The sequence below is a fragment of the Telluria aromaticivorans genome, from assembly GCF_013003915.1.
Lineage (GTDB): Bacteria > Pseudomonadota > Gammaproteobacteria > Burkholderiales > Burkholderiaceae_D > Telluria > Telluria aromaticivorans.
The window spans coordinates 65212-82781 of sequence record NZ_JABAIV010000009.1 but is presented as its reverse complement, the minus strand read 5'-3'; the positions used below and the strand labels follow the sequence as shown (position 1 = coordinate 82781).

The following is a 17570-nucleotide window of genomic DNA, read 5'->3' as shown; positions in this document are numbered from 1 at the left end:
GTAAGATGGACATTCCGCGTACGCCGCCAATCACCAGGAGACCCCGTGCACTACCTGCTCATGTATGACCTCGCCCCCGACTACCTCGAACGCCGCGGCCAGTTCCGCGATGCGCACCTGAAGCTGGCCTGGGAAGCGCAGGAGCGCGGCGAACTGGTGATCGCCGGGGCGCTGGTCGAACCCGCCGACCACGCGGTGCTGATGTTCAGCTGCGAGACGCCGGAAACGGTCCAGCTGTTCGCGGCGCGCGACCCCTACGTGACGCACGGGCTAGTGCGCGCCTTCCATGTGCGCCAGTGGAATACGGTGGTCGGCGACGATGCCTTCAACCCCGTGCGCCCGAGCTGACCTTTCCGATAGTAAATTTACACTGCGGATGAGTTAATATTCCCCGGCTTTCAACCTGGGCCGGAGAATCCATGCAACCTGCAGTCAACCTGTGGCCGCTGCTCGGCGTCGCAGTCATCGTCGCCGGCTTCCTGCTACGCGCCAATCCGGTGCTGGTGGTGGTCGCGGCCTGCGGCGTCACCGGCGCCGCTGCCTTCATGCCGGTCGCCGCCATCCTGGAATCGCTCGGCAGCGCCTTTGTAAAAACGCGCAACCTGCCGCTGATCCTGCTGCTGCCGCTGGCCGCGATCGGCCTGCTGGAACGCTTCGGCCTGCGCGAACGCGCCCAGACCGCCATTGCCAAAGTCCGCTCGGCTACCGCGGGGCGCCTCTTGATCGTCTACCTGTTCGCGCGTGAAACCTCGGCGGCGGCCGGCCTGACCAGCCTGGGCGGCCAGGCCTCCATGGTGCGCCCGCTGGTGGCGCCGATGGCCGAAGCCGCGGCCGAAACGCAATACGGCGCGCTGCCCGACCATGTGCGCCACCGCATCCGTGCGATGTCCGCCGCCACCGACAACGTCGGCCTGTTCTTCGGCGAAGACATTTTTGTCGCCTTCGGGGCGATCGTGCTGATGCAGACCATCCTGAATGCCGAAGGCATCGCGGTCGATCCGCTGCACATGGCGCTGTGGGGCATCCCCACCGCGATCACGGCCTTCATCATCCATGCGTGGAATCTGCGCCGGCTCGATGCGGAGATCCGTCGCACGATGGCGAAGGTAGTGGGGACAGCATGATCACGCTCGAATTTTTCTACGTGCTGGTCGGCCTGCTGTTCGTGGCCGTCGCAGTGATGAACCTGGTGGATCGCAGCAACCCGCGCCGCTACACGACCGCGCTGTTCTGGGGCCTGTATGCGCTGCTCTACCTGGCGGGCGAGCGCCTGCCGCCGGCTTTTGTGGGCGCGCTGATGATCCTGATGGCGCTGGTCGCCGGCTTCAAGGGCGTCACCGCAGGCAAACCGGCGACGCTGCCGGAAGAGGCGAGACGCGAAAGCAGCACGCGGCTCGGCAACCGCCTGTTCATCCCGGCGCTGCTGCTGCCGCTGGTGACCATGGTCGGCGCGACCCTGTTCAAGGACGTGCAGCTTGGCGGCCTGCCGCTGCTGGATCCGAAACACGTGACCCTGGTGAGCCTGGGCTGCGCCGCGATCGTGGCCCTGGGCGCTGCCTGCTGGCTGACCCGTTCCACGCCGCTGCAGGGCGTGCGCGAGGCGCGCCGGCTGGTCGATGCGATGAGCTGGGCCGTCGTGCTGCCGCACATGCTGGCGGTGCTTGGCCTGCTGTTCACCGAGGCCGGCGTGGGCAAGGCGGTGGCGCACGTGACGACCTCGTACATCGACATGGATTCGCGCTTCATCGCGGTGGCGGTGTTCTGCATCGGCATGGCCCTGTTCACGATCGTGATGGGCAACGGCTTCGCGGCCTTCCCGGTGATGGCGGGCGGGGTCGGTATCCCGGTGCTGGTCGGGGTCTACGGCGCCAACCCGGCCGTGATGGCGGCGATCGGCATGTTCAGCGCCTATTGCGGTACATTGATGACGCCGATGGCGGCGAACTTCAATATCGTGCCGGCCGCGCTGCTCGACCTGCCCGACAAGAACGCCGTTATCCGCGCCCAGGTGCCGACCGCGTTGCCGCTGCTGGTGGCGAATATCTTCCTGCTGTATTTCTTGATGAACCAATGAAAACCGTTCTGCTGACTGGATTCGAACCGTTCAACGGGGCCGCCATCAACCCGGCCTGGGAGGCGGTGCGCGCGCTGGATGGCTGGAGCGGGGAGGGCTTCCGCGTCGAAGTGCGCCAGCTGCCCTGCGTGTTCATTGACGCCAACCGGGCCCTGGCCGCGATGGTGGACGAGCTGGAGCCGCATATCGTCATCGCCGTCGGCCAGGCCGGCGGACGTCCGGAAATCTCGGTCGAGCGGGTGGCGATCAACGTGGACGACGCCTCGATTGTCGACAACGCCGGCCGCCAGCCGGTGGACCAGGCCATCGATGCAGGCGGCCCGGCGGCGTACTTCACGACGCTGCCGATCAAGGCGATGGTGGCGGCAATGCGCGCAGCCGGCTTGCGCGCGGCGGTATCGCAGACGGCCGGCACCTTCGTGTGCAACCACGTGTTCTATGGCCTGATGCATCACACCGCTGGACATGCGGTGAAGGCGGGCTTCATCCACGTGCCCTTCCTGCCGGAGCAGGCGGAGGGCCGGATGGACAATCCGCCGTCGATGGCGCTCGAGGATATCATTGCCGGGATCCGGATCGCGGTCGAGACGGCGCTGACGGTCGAGCAGGATGCTGCGCTGACAGGTGGCGCCACGCATTAATGAAATGGTGATTTCGTAGGGTGGTCGGCTCTGCCGACCGCGCGTTCAAGCAGATCATGAGACGCCACATTGCATGCCGGAGTTGAACGCGCGGTCGGGAGGACCCGACCACCCTACGCGCGTCATTGCCGGTAAGACGGGCGAAAAAAATCCGGGGCCGCAGCCCCGGATTTTTTTTGCTGCACAGCTAAGCGATTAACGCTTTTCCTGCAGCTTCTCGCCGGCACGTTCCAGCGCGGCGCCAGTCTTGTCGCCCACTTTGTCCGACGCTGCGCGCACTTCTGCAGCGGCTTCCTTGGTTTCCTGTTTCACTTCGGCGCCGGCGGCCTCGATGTTGTCGCCTGCGCGTTCCGCAGCAGCGTCCACGTTGGCAGCGGCGCGGTCGGCAGCGGCTTCGGTAGCTTGTGCGGCTTCCTTGGTTTCTTCAGCGACTTTTGCGCCTGCATTGTCGACGGCAGCGCCGGCTTCTTGTGCAGGACCCATGTTCGGGTTGTCGTCGGCTTTCTTGCAGCCGGTGGCCATCACTGCGACGGCAAGCATCAGGGCGGAAATGGTAGCGGTGGTGTTTTTCATGGTGAGCTCCTTGTGGAAGGGGGGTTATTTAAGTATTCATGTTTTGACAAGAGTTTGCCCCAGGATGCGACCGAGAACGGTGCGCAAAGTAACGCAGAATAAAGAAAGTTGGTCTTTTCGATGAAGTTCTATGGAAACTTTCGCGCGGACCGCTTTTCCAAGCGGTCCGGCATACCATATCGGAGCGTGAGGCGCCTGATGTATGCACAAAGAATGGTAGGATTTACGGATGGACCGACGAAACGACTATAAAACCGCACTGCTGATCGACGCTGCGATCCACGAGGCCGCGAGCGAAGGACGCCCGCGCGCCGCCACCGAGCTGGCCGGCATCGGCGTCCCCCTGGAAATCACGATGCGGGTGCTGACCCGGCCCGCCGAGCGGCGCCACCAGATCGCCTCGCTCAATACCGTTGCCGTCGAAATCAAACGGCAATAGGGCTTACGCTGGCTGGGCGCTTGATTCCGGGAACAGGATGTTCAGGAAGGCCCGCACCACCGGCGCATCGTCCTGCGCCATATAAGTGATATATAGGTTGGCCGATGGCGCATTGGTCCGCACCGGCAGGAAGCGCACGCCGGGCCAGCCGATGCGGCTGGTGGTCTGCGGCAGCAGCGCCACGCCCAGGCCGGCGCCGACCATGGCCAGCAAGGTCTGCGGCTCGGCCGCTTCCTGGAAAATCGTCGGATGGAAGCCGGCGTTGACACAGCACTGGATCAGGTAGCGCGGCTCGGCCGACTGGTCCAGGTGCAGGGTGAGCATCGGCTCGTCCGCAATGTCGATCAGTTCGATGGCATCCTGGCGCGCCAGCGGATGACGTTCGCTGATCGCCACGCACACGTCCTCGCGCGAACACAGGTCCTGGCGCAGGTTGGCCTGCTTGAGCACATCCGGTTCGATGCGCGGCTCGCGCCAGAAGCCGACGTCGATCTGGCGTGCGCGCAGTGCTTCCCACTGGTCGTTCGGCCCCAGCTCATGGATGGTCCAGGTCACGCGCGGGTACTGGCTCTGGAACTGTTCTAACAGGCCCGGGATCGGTCCCCACATCGCGGAACCGACGATGCCCACGCGCAGGCGGCCCACTTCGCCGCGGTCGATCTGGCGGATGGTGTCGATCGTCATGCGCATCTTGGCCAGCAGCTCGGCCGCCTCGCTCATCAGCGCCTTGCCCGCCACCGTCAGCTCGAAGCTGCGCGTGGTGCGGGTGAACAGGCGCACCCCGAGTTCGCTCTCGAGCTTCATGATCTGCTGGCTCAGGGGCGGCTGCGAGATGTGCAGGCGCTCGGCCGCGCGCGAGAAGCTTTTTTCTTCAGCCACCGCGAGGAAGTAGCGCAGCTGTTTCAGGTCGATCGACATGGCGGCGCCGGAGTATCAGGTTGACGGCAGCGCGTTCAGCGCCACCGCCATGCGCGCGCCGACCAGCGCGTTGTGCTTCACCAGCGCGATATTGGTCGCCAGGCTGCGGCCCCCGGTCAGCTCCTTGATGCGCGACAGCAGGAAGGGCGTGACCGCCTTGCCCTTGACGCCTTGCTGGTTCGCTTCGCCCAGCGCCTGCTGGATAATGGCGTTGATCTCCTCTGCCGGCATGGCGGATTCCGCCGGCACCGGATTGCTTACCACCACGCCACCTAGCAGGCCGAGCTGCCACTTGGTGCGGATGAATGCCGCCTGCTCCTCCGGCGTATCGAGCTGGAAGTCGGCCTTGAAGCCGCTGTCGCGGGTGAAGAAGGCCGGGAAGCCCGGCTGGCCGACGCTGACCACCGGCACGCCGTTGGTTTCGAGGTATTCGAGCGTCAGGCCGATGTCGAGGATCGATTTCACGCCGGCGCAGACCACGGCCACGCTGGTGTGGGCCAGCTCCTGCAGGTCGGCCGAGATGTCGAAGCTGGTCTCGGCGCCGCGGTGCACGCCGCCGATGCCGCCGGTGACGAACACCTCGATGCCGGCCAGCTGGGCGCAGATCATCGTCGCCGCCACGGTGGTGGCGCCGAGGCGCTTCTGCGACAGCACATAGGCGAGGTCACGGCGGCTGACCTTCATCGCGTCGGGCGAAGACCCCAGCAGCTCGAGCTGCTCTTCCGACAGTCCGACGCAGATCTTGCCGCCAATGATGGCGATGGTGGCCGGCACGGCGCCGGCGTCGCGGATCACCTGCTCGACTTCCCGCGCGGTCTGCACGTTCTGCGGGTAGGGCATGCCGTGCGAGATGATGGTCGACTCTAACGCGACGACGGGTTTGCCGGCGGTGCGGGCGGCTGCCACTTCGGGCGAGAACAGGAGGAAGGATTGCATATTAGTCCAGGTCGGATTGGGTAGCTTGGTTCACGGGGCTGTCGAACTGGCCGGGCGCCAGCAGCGGGCAGACGGTCTGCTCGCATTCGATGGTCATGGCGGACAGCTGCAGGCCGCGGCGGCAGGCGAGGGCAAGGTCGGCTTCACCGCTCTGCAGCGACCAGCAGACCGCGGCAGCGAAGGCGTCGCCCGCGCCAGTGACGTCGACGACGTCGACTTTCGGTGCATCGAGGCGCATCACGCCGCTTGGGGACGTATACAAGACGCCGCACGCGCCGCGCGTGACGACCACGTCCTGCACGCCCTGGCGCTGCACCTCGGCGCAGGCCGCTTTGACGTCGGCGTCGCCGTCCAGGCTGCGGCCGACGCGGGTCGCCAGTTCGCCTTCGTTCAGGATCAGCAGGCGCAGGCCGTGCAGGCTGGCGGGCAGGCGCGCCATCTTCGGCCCGGACACGGCTACCAGCACCAGCGACACGCCGTCGCGCACCGCGTCATCCAGCAGGGCAGCGATGGTGTCCAGCGGCAGGTTCATGTCGGCCACCACCAGCGCCGCGCCGGCGCGCTGCTGCTGGCGGGTGGCGAGGAAAGCGGGTGTCAGGCGGTCATTGAGGGCCATGTCGGCCAGCGCCACCGTCATCTCGCCGTCCTGGTCGAGCACCGCGGTATAGGTGCCGCTGCTCACACCATCCAGGCGCAGGGCGCCGCGGGTGTCGATGCCGGCATCTTCGGCATGGGCCAGCAGGGCGCGGCCCGAAGCATCGTTGCCGACCGCCGTGATCAGCGCGACCGGGGCGCCGAGGCGCGCCAGGTTCTCGGCGATGTTGCGGGCGACGCCGCCGAAGGATTCATCCTGGGTGGCCGGGTTGGAGGTACCGAGCACCAGCGGCTTCATGCTGCGCAGCTTGCGGTCGAGGTTCGAGGCGCCGATGCACAGGATGGGGCGCTGATCGGGCAGCACATAGGCGCGCCCGAGGATGCGGCGTTCACGCACCAGGGTGGCGATGTAGTTGGCGACGGCCGAGCGCGAGAGCCCCAGCTGGCTGGCGAGATCCTGCTGCGAAATGAAAGGGTTCGCGCGGATCAGCTCGTACAACTGTTCTTTTTTGGGCAGGTCGGTCACGATGAATGGCGGTTTGGTAGGGTGGGCGGGGTCATTCAGGCCAGTGGCCTGAATGACGAACGCCCGCGCGTTCAACCTTGGCATGCAGGCCAGCGAGCGGGCTGAGGAAAGGTAATCTGAACGCGCCGGCGGGAAAACCCGCCCACCCTATGTTAAACAAGTGTTTTAATATATCAGACAAATGTTTGATGCGGGTTAAACATTACGGTGTAAGCCCACATTACATCGGTCCATATATTTTTAAAACAAATAAATCGACAAGAAAAATGGTATTTGCCATACATATTGGCCCTCGTGCATAGTTATAATATTCCGGCTGATATGTGCCGCGTGCTACTGCTCAGTAGCACCCTCCGGCGCCTGCCTCTTCATCCCGTCTCCCGAATTCCGCATACGACAAGGAACAACCATGTTCAGCAATACTCCATTCGAAGCAGCAGAAGTCATCAAGGCCCGCAAACCGGGGTTCGAGCCGCGCGTGGCCATGATCCTTGGCTCCGGCCTGGGCGTGCTCGCCGAGCAGATGACCGATGCCGTGTCGATCAGCTATGCTGAACTGCCGGGCTTCCCGATCAGCACCGTGCATGGCCACGCGGGTGAGCTGGTGCTGGGTAACCTGGCCGGCGTGCCGGTGGTGTGCATGAAGGGCCGCGGCCACTTCTACGAAGGCTATGGCGCCAGCGTGATGACCTCTGCCGTGCGCACTTTTAAACTGATCGGCTGCGAAATGCTGTTCGTGACCAATGCGGCCGGATCGCTCCGCCCTGAAGTCGATGCAGGCAGCGTCGTGGTCCTGAACGACCATATCAACCTGCTGCCGGGCAGCCCGATGTCCGGCCCGAACGACGACCGCTTCGGCCCGCGCTTCTTCAGCATGGCCAATGCCTACGACGCCGAGCTGCGCTCGATGATCAAGGAAACCGCAGCAAGCAAGGGCATCACCCTGAACGAAGGCGTCTACCTGGCCTGCCCGGGCCCGAACTTCGAAACGGCTGCCGAAATCCGCGCCTTCAAGACCTTGGGCGCCGAAGTGGTCGGCATGTCGGTGGTGCCGGAAGTGATCGCCGCGCGCCACTGCGGCCTGAAAGTGGCCGGCGTGTCGGCCATCACCAACCTGGCCGAAGGCTTGAGCCCGTTCCCACTGTCGCACGAGCAGACCCTGAAGTACGCCGCGATCGCGGCCAAGGACCTGGTCACCCTGATCCACTCGTTCATCGAGCGCCTGGGCGCGACCCCGCGCACCGAAGCCAACTAACAGAAAGGCAGCGAACCATGTCACGCGCATTTATCCTCCTGCTCGACTCGTTTGGCCTCGGCGCACTGCCGGACGCCGACAAGTACGGCGACACGGGCGCCAACACCTTCGGCCACATCGCCGATTGGGCCGCGAAAGAAGGCAAGCCGATGTCGCTGCCGAACCTCGAGCGCCTTGGCCTGGCCGCCGCCGCCCACAAGGCCAGCGGCGAATGGGCCGCGGGTTTCGGCCAGCGCGACGGTTTTACGGGCGCCTGGGGCGCCGCGCGCGAACAGTCGACCGGCAAGGACACGCAGAGCGGCCACTGGGAAATCGCCGGCGTGCCGGTGCTGTTCGACTGGGGCTACTTCCCGAAGACCGTGCCGTCCTTCCCGAAAGAGCTGACCGACAAGCTGCAGGAGTTGACCGGCGTTCCCGGCTGGCTGGGCAACTGCCACGCCTCGGGCACCACCATCATCGACGAGCTGGGCGACGAGCATGTCGCCAGCGGCAAGCCGATCCTGTACACCTCGGCCGACTCGGTGCTTCAGATCGCAGCGCACGAAGAACACTTCGGCCTGGATCGCCTGTACGCGGTCTGCGAAGCGGCCTACGAGCTGGTCAAGCCCTATAACATCGGCCGCGTGATCGCGCGTCCTTTCCTGGGCGAGAACGGCAAGTACAAGCGCACCAGCAACCGCCACGATTACGCCGTGCCACCGACCGCGCCGACCCTGCTCGACCACGTGAAAAACGAAGGCGGCGAGGTCATCGCGCTGGGTAAAATCAGCGATATCTTCGCCGCGAAAGGCGTGACCAAGCTGGTGAAGGGCGTCGACAACATGGCGCTGTTCGACCGCCTGCTGGAAGAGCTTGATACCGCGCCTTCAAAATCGCTCACCTTCGTGAACTTCGTCGACTTCGACATGCACTTCGGCCACCGCCGCGACGTCGCCGGCTATTCGAACGCGCTGCACGAGCTGGACGCGCGCATGCCCGAATTCATGGCCAAGCTGAAGGACGGCGACCTGTGCGTCATCACCGCCGACCACGGCTGCGACCCGACCGCGCCGGGTTCGGACCACACCCGCGAGCACATCCCGATGATCTTCTTCGGCCCGAACGTCCCCGCGCAGGAACTGCCGATCGCGTCCACTTTCTCGGACATCGGCGCAACCCTCGCCAAGCACCTTGGCGTCAAACCACTTTCGAACGGAACCGCACTGCTATGACCCAGCCACTGGACTTCAAACGTAACACCGCCGCCCCCCTCGACCTTGGTTGGGTCAACAGCATCAAGGTCAACCGCAATGCGGCCGACCGCCGCGCCGCCAGCCTGGCGAACCGCCGCACCGTCAAGAAGGAATACCAGGCCGCATGGCTGATCCGCGCGGTCGAGTGCATGGACCTGACCACCCTGGGCGGCGACGACACCCCGGGCCGCGTCGAGCGCCTGTGCATGAAGGCGATGCGCCCGCTGCGCACCGATTTGATGCAGGCCCTCGGCATCGACAGCCTGACCACTGGCGCCGTCTGCGTGTACCACGAGATGATTACGCCAGCAGTGAAAGTGCTGCAGGGCCGCTTGCCGATCGCCGCCGTGTCGACCGCCTTCCCGGCCGGCCTGTCGAGCCTCGAGACCAAGCTGCGCGAGATCGAACTGTCGGTGGCCGCCGGCGCCACCGAGATCGACATCGTCATCACCCGCCAGCACGTGTTGACCGGTAACTGGCAGGCGCTGTACGACGAGATGCTGGCTTACCGCCAGGCTTGCGGCGAAGCGCACGTGAAGGCGATCCTCGCCACCGGCGACATCGTCACGCTGGACAACGTGGCCAAGGCCTCGTGGGTCTGCATGATGGCCGGCGCCGATTTCATCAAGACCTCGACGGGCAAGGAAGGCGTCAACGCCACCATCCCGGTGTCGCTGGTGATGACCCGCGCGATCCGCGAATACTACGAGCAGACCGGCTTCCAGGTCGGCTACAAGCCTGCGGGCGGCGTGTCCACCGCGAAGAGCGCACTGCAATACCTGACCGTGATGAAGGAAGAACTCGGCAACGACTGGCTGCAGCCGCACCTGTTCCGCATCGGCGCATCGAGCCTGATGACCGACATCGAGCGCCAGCTCGAGCACTACGTCACCGGCAACTACTCGGCCGCCCATCGCCACGCGCAACCTTAAATACCAACGGATTCGTCATGCCAACTATTAAAGAGATTCTTCAGACCATGGATTACGGCCCCGCACCAGAAAGCACCAAGGAAGCAACTGCGTGGCTGGACCAGCATGGACGCCGTTTCGGCCTGTTCATCGACGGCGCGTGGAGCGACGCCTCGACCACCTTCGCCACCAGCAACCCTGCCGACGGCAGCGAGCTGGCCCAGGTTACGCAAGCGACAAACGACGACATTGAACGCGCCGTGCAGGCCGCGCGCCGCGCGCAGCCGGGCTGGGTCGCGCTGGGTGGCCACGGCCGCGCGCGCATCATGTATTCGCTGGCACGCCTGCTGCAAAAGCATGCGCGCCTGTTCGCGGTGCTCGAGACCCTGGACAACGGCAAGACCATCCGCGAAACCCGCGACGCCGATTTGCCGCTGGCCGCACGCCACTTTTACCACCACGCCGGCTGGGCCGCGCTGCAATCGGAAGAATTCGCTGACTATCGCGCCGTGGGCGTGGTCGGCCAAATCGTGCCGTGGAACTTCCCGCTCTTGATGCTGGCATGGAAAATCGCACCGGCGCTGGCCGCTGGTAACACCATCGTGTTCAAGCCGGCCGAGTACACTCCCTTGACCGCGCTGCTGTTTGCCGAGATCTGCCAGCAGGCCGGTGTGCCCGCGGGCGTGGTCAATATCGTCACCGGCGACGGCGCCGTGGGCGAAGCGATCGTGAACCACCCTGGCATCGACAAGTTGGCCTTCACCGGCTCGACCGAAGTGGGCCGCATCATCCGCAAGGCGACCGCCGGCACCGGCAAGAAGCTGTCACTGGAACTGGGCGGCAAGTCGCCCTTCATCGTGTTCGACGACGCCGACCTCGATGCAGCAGTCGAAGGCCTGGTCGACTCGATCTGGTTCAACCAGGGCCAGGTCTGCTGCGCCGGTTCGCGCCTGCTGGTGCAGGAATCGGTCTACGACCGCTTCATCGCCAAGGTCAAGCTGCGCATGCAGAACCTGCGCGTCGGCTCGCCGCTGGACAAGTCGAACGACATCGGCGCACTGGTCGACCCGGTGCAGCAGCAGCGCATCCACGGCCTGGTGGAGTCCGCACGCGCCGAAGGCTGCGAAGTGTGGCAGCCTACCTGCGACATGCCGCAAGCCGGCTCGTGGTACCTGCCAACCCTGATCACCGGAGCGTCGACCTCGGCCGCCGTGGCCCAGGCCGAAATCTTCGGCCCGGTGCTGGTCGCGATGAGCTTCCGCACCCCGCATGAAGCGGTGCAACTGGCGAACAACACGGTGTACGGCCTGGCCGCCTGCGTGTGGTCGGAATCGATCTCGCTGGCGCTGGACGTCGCGCCGCAGATCAAGGCCGGCGTGGTGTGGATCAACACCGCCAACCAGTTCGACGCAGCCTGCGGCTTCGGCGGCTACAAGGAATCGGGCTTCGGCCGCGAAGGCGGCAAGGAAGGCATGTACGAGTACATGACCCCGTTGTCGGAAGATGCGCGTCCTGCAGCGCCAGTCGTGGCCGCGGTTGGCTCGACCCAGGGCCGCGTAAAAGCATCGGAAGAGGGCAACGCATTCGCCGTCGACCGCACCGCCAAGCTCTACATCGGTGGCAAGCAGACCCGCCCTGACGGCGCTTACAGCCGCGCCATCAATGGCGCCAACGGTTCCTTCCTGGCCGACGTCGGCGAAGGCAACCGCAAGGACATCCGCAACGCCGTGGAAGCCGCGCACAAGGCGGCCGGCTGGTCGAAGGCCACCGCGCACAACCGCGCGCAGGTGCTGTACTACATGGCCGAGAACCTGGCGATCCGCGCCGACGAATTCGCCGCCCGTATCGCCGCGCAGACCGGCTCGCGCGACGCTGTCAAGGAAGTCCAGGCCTCGATCGAGCGCCTGTTCTACTGGGCCGCATGGTGCGACAAGTACGACGGCGCAGCCCACCAGCCGCCGATGCACGGCATCACCGTCGCCCTGAACGAACCGGTCGGCGTGATCGGCATCATCTGCCCGAACGAGAACCCGCTGCTGGGCTTCATCTCGCTGGTCGCTCCGGCAATCGCGCTGGGCAACCGCGTGGTCGCGGTGCCGTCGGAAGCGCATCCGCTCTCAAGCACCGATTTGTACCAGGTACTGGATACCTCGGACCTGCCGGGCGGCGTGCTGAATATCGTCACCGGATCGAGCGACGAACTGGCGCGCACGCTGGCGTCGCACGGCGACGTCGATGCGGTGTGGCGTCACGATGGTTCGGCAGCAGGTTGCGCGGAAGTCGAGCGCCTGTCGGCCGATTCGCTCAAGCGCACCTGGGTTGGTGGCGGCAAGGGCCGTGACTGGTTCGATGCGAAGCAGGCATGCGGCCGTACGGTGCTGCAGCATGCGAGCCAAGTCAAAAATGTGTGGATTCCGTACGGCGTCTGATTGAATTGTTGGCGCCTCCGGGCGTTGTAGGGTGGGCGGGGTGATGGAGGCCAGTGGCCTCCATCACGAACGCCCACGCGGTGATAGTTACCGGTCGAGATCATCGAGCACGAGATCGGAGCCTTTGCGTATCACCGCGTGGGCGGCGGAGCCGCCCACCCTACGTTTAGAAAGGCTCATATGTTCCTTCCCCAAGAAATCATCCGCAAGAAGCGTGATGGCGGCATCCTGACTGCCGAAGAAATCCAGTTTTTTGTCCGCGGTATTCCTGACAACACCGTCACCGAAGGCCAGATCGCAGCCCTCGCGATGGCCGTCTACTTCAACGACATGACCATGGACGAACGCGTCGCCTTCACGCTGGCGATGCGCGACTCCGGCCAGGTGCTGGAATGGAAATCCCTGAACCTGCCAGGCCCGGTGGTCGACAAGCACTCGACCGGCGGCGTCGGCGACGTGGTCTCGCTGATGCTCGGGCCGATGATCGCCGCCTGCGGCGGCTTCGTGCCGATGATCTCGGGCCGCGGCCTGGGCCACACCGGCGGCACGCTCGACAAGTTCGATTCGATCCCGGGCTACAGCACCGTGCCCGATCCTGAACTGTTCCGCAAGGTGGTCAAGGACGTCGGCGTGGCCATCATCGGCCAGACATCCAAATTAGCGCCGGCCGACAAGCGCTTCTACAGCATCCGCGATACCACGGCGACCGTGGAATCGGTGGCGATGATCACCGGTTCGATCCTGTCCAAGAAGCTCTCCGCTGGCCTCGACGCACTCGTGATGGACGTGAAAGTGGGCAGCGGCGCCTTCATGCCGACCTACGAAAAATCGGTCGAACTGGCCGAGAGCATCGTCGCCGTCGGTAACGGCGCGGGCACCCGCACCTCGGCCATCCTGACCGGCATGGACGAGTCGCTCTGCCACGCCGCCGGCAATGCCGTCGAAGTGCGCGTCGCGATCGACTACCTGACCGGCAAGGCGCGCCCGGCACGCCTGCACGAAGTGACCATGGCGCTGTGCGCCGAGATGCTGGTCATCTCGGGCATCGCGTCGAACGACACCGAAGCACGCGCCAAGCTGCAGGCTGGGCTGGATTCGGGCGAAGCCGCCGAGCGCTTCGCGCGGATGGTCGCGGCATTGGGCGGCCCGGCCGACCTGATGGACAAGCCGGACGCCTACCTGGAAACCGCACCGGTCACCGTGCCGGCGCCAGCGCTGCAGGCCGGCTATGCCGCTTCGGTCGACACCCGTGGCCTCGGCCTGGCCGTGGTCGCGCTGGGCGGCGGCCGTGTGCGTCCGCAAGACGCGATCGACTTTGCGGTCGGCCTGACCGGCTTGGCCGAACTGGGCGACAAGTTAGAGGTCGGCCAGCCGCTGGCGATGGTCCATGCCCGCACCCAGGCAGCAGCCGAGCAGGCAGTGCGCCAGGTGCAGGCGGCCTACCAGGTCGGTGCAGAAAAACCGGCGGCGACGCCGATGATCCACCGCACCATCCGTCCATAACAGGGCACTGAGGAAGTCATGAAATACGCAAAACTGATCGACGAAGCTAGAACCGCACGCGAGATGGCCTATGTCCCGTACTCGAAATTCAAGGTCGGCGCCGCCCTGGAAACCAAGGACGGCCGCATCTTCCGCGGCTGTAACGTGGAAAATGCTTCCTACGGGCTGTGCAACTGCGCCGAACGTACCGCCTTCTTCAGCGCCATCGCAGAGGGCTACAAGCCGGGCGACTTCACCGCGCTGGCCGTCATCGGCCAGACCGACGGCCCGATCGCTCCCTGCGGCGCCTGCCGCCAGGTGATCCTGGAGCTGGGCGGCAACGCGCTGCCGGTGGTGCTGACCAACCTGAAGGGCGATGTGTTCGAGACCACGGCTGCCCAGCAGTTGCCGAATGCCTTTGGCGGTGCGGACTTGAACTAGTAACTCCTGATCTGGTGTGTCGCGGCACATCAGATCTCAGTGTGACCGGAAGCGCTGTTCGCAGAAATGCGACAGCGCTTTTGTTTTGGCTTGTCGCGCGGCATGGGGCCTGATCCTTCTCAAGAGCAAAACTGCAATCCCGACGTGTAATCGCTTAATCGCGTGCACGCGCGGGGTCAATCTTGGGAGAAAAGCGATGTCGGAACACATCCATGGCGCCACTCTTCTTGCGTCCTTGAGCCGCTTCACCCAGGACACCCGCCTGCTTAGGCTGACGACTCCCCTGGGTGAGGAGTTGATCGCGGAATGCATGCACGGCGAGGAGGGGATCAGCGAAGGCTATGTCTTCAGGATCGACGCCCTGAGCACGGACGTGCAGCTGCAGCTCCGCAGCCTGATTGGCCAGCCGGCACTGCTGCAGTTGCTCACGGCCGAGAGTTTTAGTTCCCTGCGCCCCTTTCACGGCTATATCACGTCGGCCGAAATCGCCGGCGCCAATGGCGGCTTCGTGCGCTATGTGCTGACGATTGAGCCTTGGTGCAAGTTCCTGTCGCTGGGAAGGGACAGCCGTACCTTCCAGGACATGACGGTCTTCGACATCCTGGACGTCGTGTTCGGCAGCTACTCTGGGCGGGGCAAGCTGGTGTGCGAATGGCGCTTCGACATTGCGGACCAAAGCATCTATCCCAAGCGCAGCTTGAGCACGCAATACCAGGAAAGCGACCTGGCTTTCGCGGAGCGCCTGATGATTGAGGAAGGCCTGTTCTATTTCTTCGAGCACAGCGGCGACCCGGACAGCGCCTCGCTGGGCAGCCATACCATGGTGATTGCCGACCACAACGGCGCCTTCGCGCCGAATCCGCAATCCTCCGTGGAGTTCACCCGGCCCGGCGCCGTCATGAAGGCCGACAGTATCGACCGTTGGCGTACCGAAACCCGCATGTCCACCAATGCAGTGGAAATCGGCAGCTGGGATTACCGCACGGTGCGCCAGCGGCAGGCGAGCGCGGCTGGGGCCGACAGCAGTGGCACGCTGTTGAGCAGCCGCGACGCGCCCGGCGTGTATGCCTGGCAGGGCCGGGAGCAGGGGCAACGGATCGCCCTCAACCAGATCCAGGCATTCGAGGCGGCGCGCCAGGTACACGTGGGCGCCGGAACCGTGCGCAGCTTCGCGCCGGGGACGAGCTTCACGCTGCACGGACATGCCAGGTTCGATGAAGCTGACAGTGACGACGGCCGCACATTCATCATCGTCCGGGCGAAACACCTGATGCACAACAACCTCACGGCGGACATGTCCGAAGTGGTGGGCAAGCTGCTGGGGAAGGGCCTGACGGCCATTGCCAACAACCGGGAGTTTGGCGGAGGGGATATGCGGCAACCCGGGGGCGAGCGGCCCCTGTACCGGAACCGCATCGAAGCCATCCCGGCGAGCGTTCCAATCCGCAGCGCTGGTATGGATGGCCGCGGCCATCTACTCCGACCAAGCCCGACCGTACGCGGCCAACAGACCGCCATCGTGGTGGGACCGCCCGGCGCGGTGATCCACACTGACCGGGATCATCGGGTCAAAGTCCAATTCCACTGGCAACGCGGTGCGAACAGCCACGGCAGGGTGAGCCATCCCTATCCGGAACGGCAAACCGGCGCACCGGGCGACGACACCGCCGGCACCTGGGTGCGCGTCGCCACGCCGATGGCAGGCGCGAACTGGGGCAGCAACATGCTGCCCCGCGTCGGCCAGGAAGTGCTGGTCGATTTCCTCGACGGCGATATCGACCGGCCGGTTGTGATCGGCAGCCTGTACAACGGCCGGGGACAGCGCGACGCCCAGCCTAACGAGGTCGCGCAAGGCGGGGGCGCCGCGACCGGCAACGCCTCGCCCTGGTTCCCCGGTGAAAACGGCGGGCACGCGCACCCGGCAGCCATGGCCGGCATCAAGACCCAGGCCATGCAAAGCAGCCAGGGCGGCGATGGGGCCTATAGCCAGCTCGTATTTGACGACAGTGCCGGCCAAGCCCGCCTCGCCTTGCAGCACCATGCCAGGCCTCATGCCGGCACAGCCGAGCTGAACCTGGGTCACCTGCGGCATCAGGCCGACAACGAACGCCTGCATCCGGTGGGCTTTGGCGCCGAGCTGAAGACTGCACACAGCGCGGCCATGCGAGCGGGGCAGGGCATGTTGCTGTCGACCGATATGCGTAGTGGAGGCAACGGCAGCCAGCTCGGGGCGCGGGAGGCAGAAGCGCAGATCGAAGCGGGGCACCAGCTTCAGGTCGCCCTGACTACCCAGGCGGGCAAGCATAACGCCAAGCTGAAGGATGAGCCTGAGGCGGAAGAGCTGCCGGCCGTCAAGCAGATGCGCCACAGCGCGGAGGTGTTGAAGGGCGGGGAAGGCGGGGGCGACCGGCAAACGGATGAATACAGCGAGCCGCAGCTGCAATTGTCGAGTCCGGCGGGGATTGCCGTTTGTACGCCAGCTGATGCGGTGCTGTCGGCAGGGACGACCAGCAGTGTCGTTGCCGGGCAGGATATCAATCTCATTGCGCAAGGTGCGAGCTCCACGCTCGTGGCAAACGGGATCAGTCTGTTTACCTACGGGAAAGCCAGCAACAAGGACAAGCCGAAGCAGGAAGTGGGCGTGAAGCTGCATGCGGCCAGCGGGAAGCTGAGTATGCAGAGTCAGTCGGGGGCGACGACCCTTACTGCGGACAAGAAGGTGACAGTGGCGAGCGTGACGAAGTCGGTGTCGATTTCAGCGCCAAAGAAGCATGTGTTGCTGACGGCGCAGGGGGCTTATATCAAGCTCGAGGGCGGGAATATTGAGGTGCATGCGCCGGGGAAGGTGGATTTCAAGGCGAGCAAGAAGGAGTTGGCGGGGCCGGTGAGTGTAAAGGTAGTGGATCTTGCGATGAAAGTGTCTGAATTGAATATCAAACGGGATCTCGAGATTGAATATGTGGATGCGGATGGTAATGCGCTAGCCGACGAGCCGATCGCCCTAAGCTTCGCCACGGGAGTAGAGAAAAAGTTCGTTCTGGACGCCAGTGGAAAAGCGCTCATCAAGAATGCGCCGCTTGGACCGTTTGGCGCCAAGCAGCCGAGACGAAAATAGGGAC

16 protein-coding genes are annotated in these 17570 nt (G+C 64.9%); 12 read left to right on the top strand and 4 right to left on the bottom strand.

Annotated elements, in window-relative coordinates; genetic code table 11:
• Positions 1–45 precede the first annotated feature (45 nt).
• The 4 genes from HGB41_RS20375 (at position 46) to pcp (ending at position 2715) form a co-directional block, all read left to right on the top strand.
• Positions 46–348 (top strand): YciI-like protein, encoded by a 303-nt coding sequence (locus HGB41_RS20375; protein WP_171087899.1) that lies wholly within the window; start codon positions 46–48, stop codon positions 346–348.
• A 71-nt stretch (positions 349–419) separates the two neighbouring features.
• Positions 420–1124: a DUF969 domain-containing protein gene (locus HGB41_RS20370; RefSeq protein WP_171087897.1), complete on the top strand. Its 705-nt coding sequence runs from the start codon at positions 420–422 to the stop codon at positions 1122–1124.
• Entirely contained in the window at positions 1121–2074 is a 954-nt protein-coding gene (locus tag HGB41_RS20365; protein ID WP_171087895.1) for a DUF979 domain-containing protein, read from the top strand. Before HGB41_RS20370 ends, HGB41_RS20365 begins: the two co-directional genes overlap by 4 nt.
• Positions 2071–2715 carry a pyroglutamyl-peptidase I gene (gene pcp / locus HGB41_RS20360; RefSeq protein ID WP_171087893.1) on the top strand — a complete coding sequence of 215 codons (645 nt, stop codon included), beginning with the start codon at positions 2071–2073 and terminating at the stop codon, positions 2713–2715. The genes HGB41_RS20365 and pcp overlap by 4 nt, the downstream gene beginning before the upstream one ends.
• Before the next feature lie 195 nt (positions 2716–2910).
• Here the strand turns inward: pcp and HGB41_RS20355 are convergent, their stop codons facing one another.
• On the bottom strand, positions 2911–3288 hold the full coding sequence (locus HGB41_RS20355) for a hypothetical protein (RefSeq protein WP_229423141.1): 378 nt from the start codon (positions 3286–3288) through the stop codon (positions 2911–2913).
• Positions 3289–3517: 229 nt separating this feature from the next.
• On the opposite strand from HGB41_RS20355, the gene HGB41_RS20350 reads away from it, so the two are divergent.
• Complete coding sequence (locus HGB41_RS20350) at positions 3518–3727, top strand: hypothetical protein (protein ID WP_171087891.1); 210 nt, start codon at positions 3518–3520, stop codon at positions 3725–3727.
• A 3-nt stretch (positions 3728–3730) separates the two neighbouring features.
• Here HGB41_RS20350 and HGB41_RS20345 read toward each other — a convergent pair whose 3' ends face one another.
• Genes HGB41_RS20345 through HGB41_RS20335 form a run of 3 tightly spaced genes read right to left on the bottom strand, consistent with a single transcriptional unit; the run spans position 3731 to position 6701 of the window.
• A complete protein-coding gene (locus tag HGB41_RS20345) occupies positions 3731–4645 on the bottom strand; it encodes a LysR family transcriptional regulator (RefSeq protein WP_171087889.1) in 915 nt (304 codons plus the stop codon).
• A 15-nt stretch (positions 4646–4660) separates the two neighbouring features.
• The gene (locus HGB41_RS20340) at positions 4661–5581 is read right to left on the bottom strand and encodes a pseudouridine-5'-phosphate glycosidase (RefSeq protein ID WP_171087887.1); all 921 of its coding nucleotides are present in this window, start codon (positions 5579–5581) and stop codon (positions 4661–4663) included.
• A gap of 1 nt (position 5582) precedes the next feature.
• Complete coding sequence (locus tag HGB41_RS20335) at positions 5583–6701, bottom strand: carbohydrate kinase (RefSeq protein ID WP_171087885.1); 1119 nt, start codon at positions 6699–6701, stop codon at positions 5583–5585.
• Between the two features lie 409 nt (positions 6702–7110).
• Here HGB41_RS20335 and xapA point away from each other — a divergent pair, with 409 nt between their 5' ends.
• From xapA to HGB41_RS20300, 7 genes are all read left to right on the top strand, one after another.
• Positions 7111–7956 carry a xanthosine phosphorylase gene (gene xapA / locus HGB41_RS20330; RefSeq protein ID WP_171087883.1) on the top strand — a complete coding sequence of 282 codons (846 nt, stop codon included), beginning with the start codon at positions 7111–7113 and terminating at the stop codon, positions 7954–7956.
• 17 nt (positions 7957–7973) lie between these two features.
• Positions 7974–9167 (top strand): phosphopentomutase, encoded by a 1194-nt coding sequence (locus tag HGB41_RS20325; protein ID WP_171087881.1) that lies wholly within the window; start codon positions 7974–7976, stop codon positions 9165–9167.
• The gene (gene deoC, locus HGB41_RS20320; RefSeq protein WP_171087878.1) at positions 9164–10120 is read left to right on the top strand and encodes a deoxyribose-phosphate aldolase; all 957 of its coding nucleotides are present in this window, start codon (positions 9164–9166) and stop codon (positions 10118–10120) included. The genes HGB41_RS20325 and deoC overlap by 4 nt, the downstream gene beginning before the upstream one ends.
• Before the next feature lie 17 nt (positions 10121–10137).
• The gene (locus HGB41_RS20315) at positions 10138–12528 is read left to right on the top strand and encodes an aldehyde dehydrogenase family protein (RefSeq protein WP_371868561.1); all 2391 of its coding nucleotides are present in this window, start codon (positions 10138–10140) and stop codon (positions 12526–12528) included.
• A gap of 180 nt (positions 12529–12708) precedes the next feature.
• On the top strand, positions 12709–14031 hold the full coding sequence (gene deoA, locus HGB41_RS20310; RefSeq protein ID WP_171087876.1) for a thymidine phosphorylase: 1323 nt from the start codon (positions 12709–12711) through the stop codon (positions 14029–14031).
• Positions 14032–14049: 18 nt separating this feature from the next.
• Entirely contained in the window at positions 14050–14451 is a 402-nt protein-coding gene (locus HGB41_RS20305; protein ID WP_171087874.1) for a cytidine deaminase, read from the top strand.
• A gap of 196 nt (positions 14452–14647) precedes the next feature.
• Entirely contained in the window at positions 14648–17566 is a 2919-nt protein-coding gene (locus tag HGB41_RS20300) for a type VI secretion system Vgr family protein (protein ID WP_171087872.1), read from the top strand.
• Positions 17567–17570 lie beyond the last annotated feature (4 nt).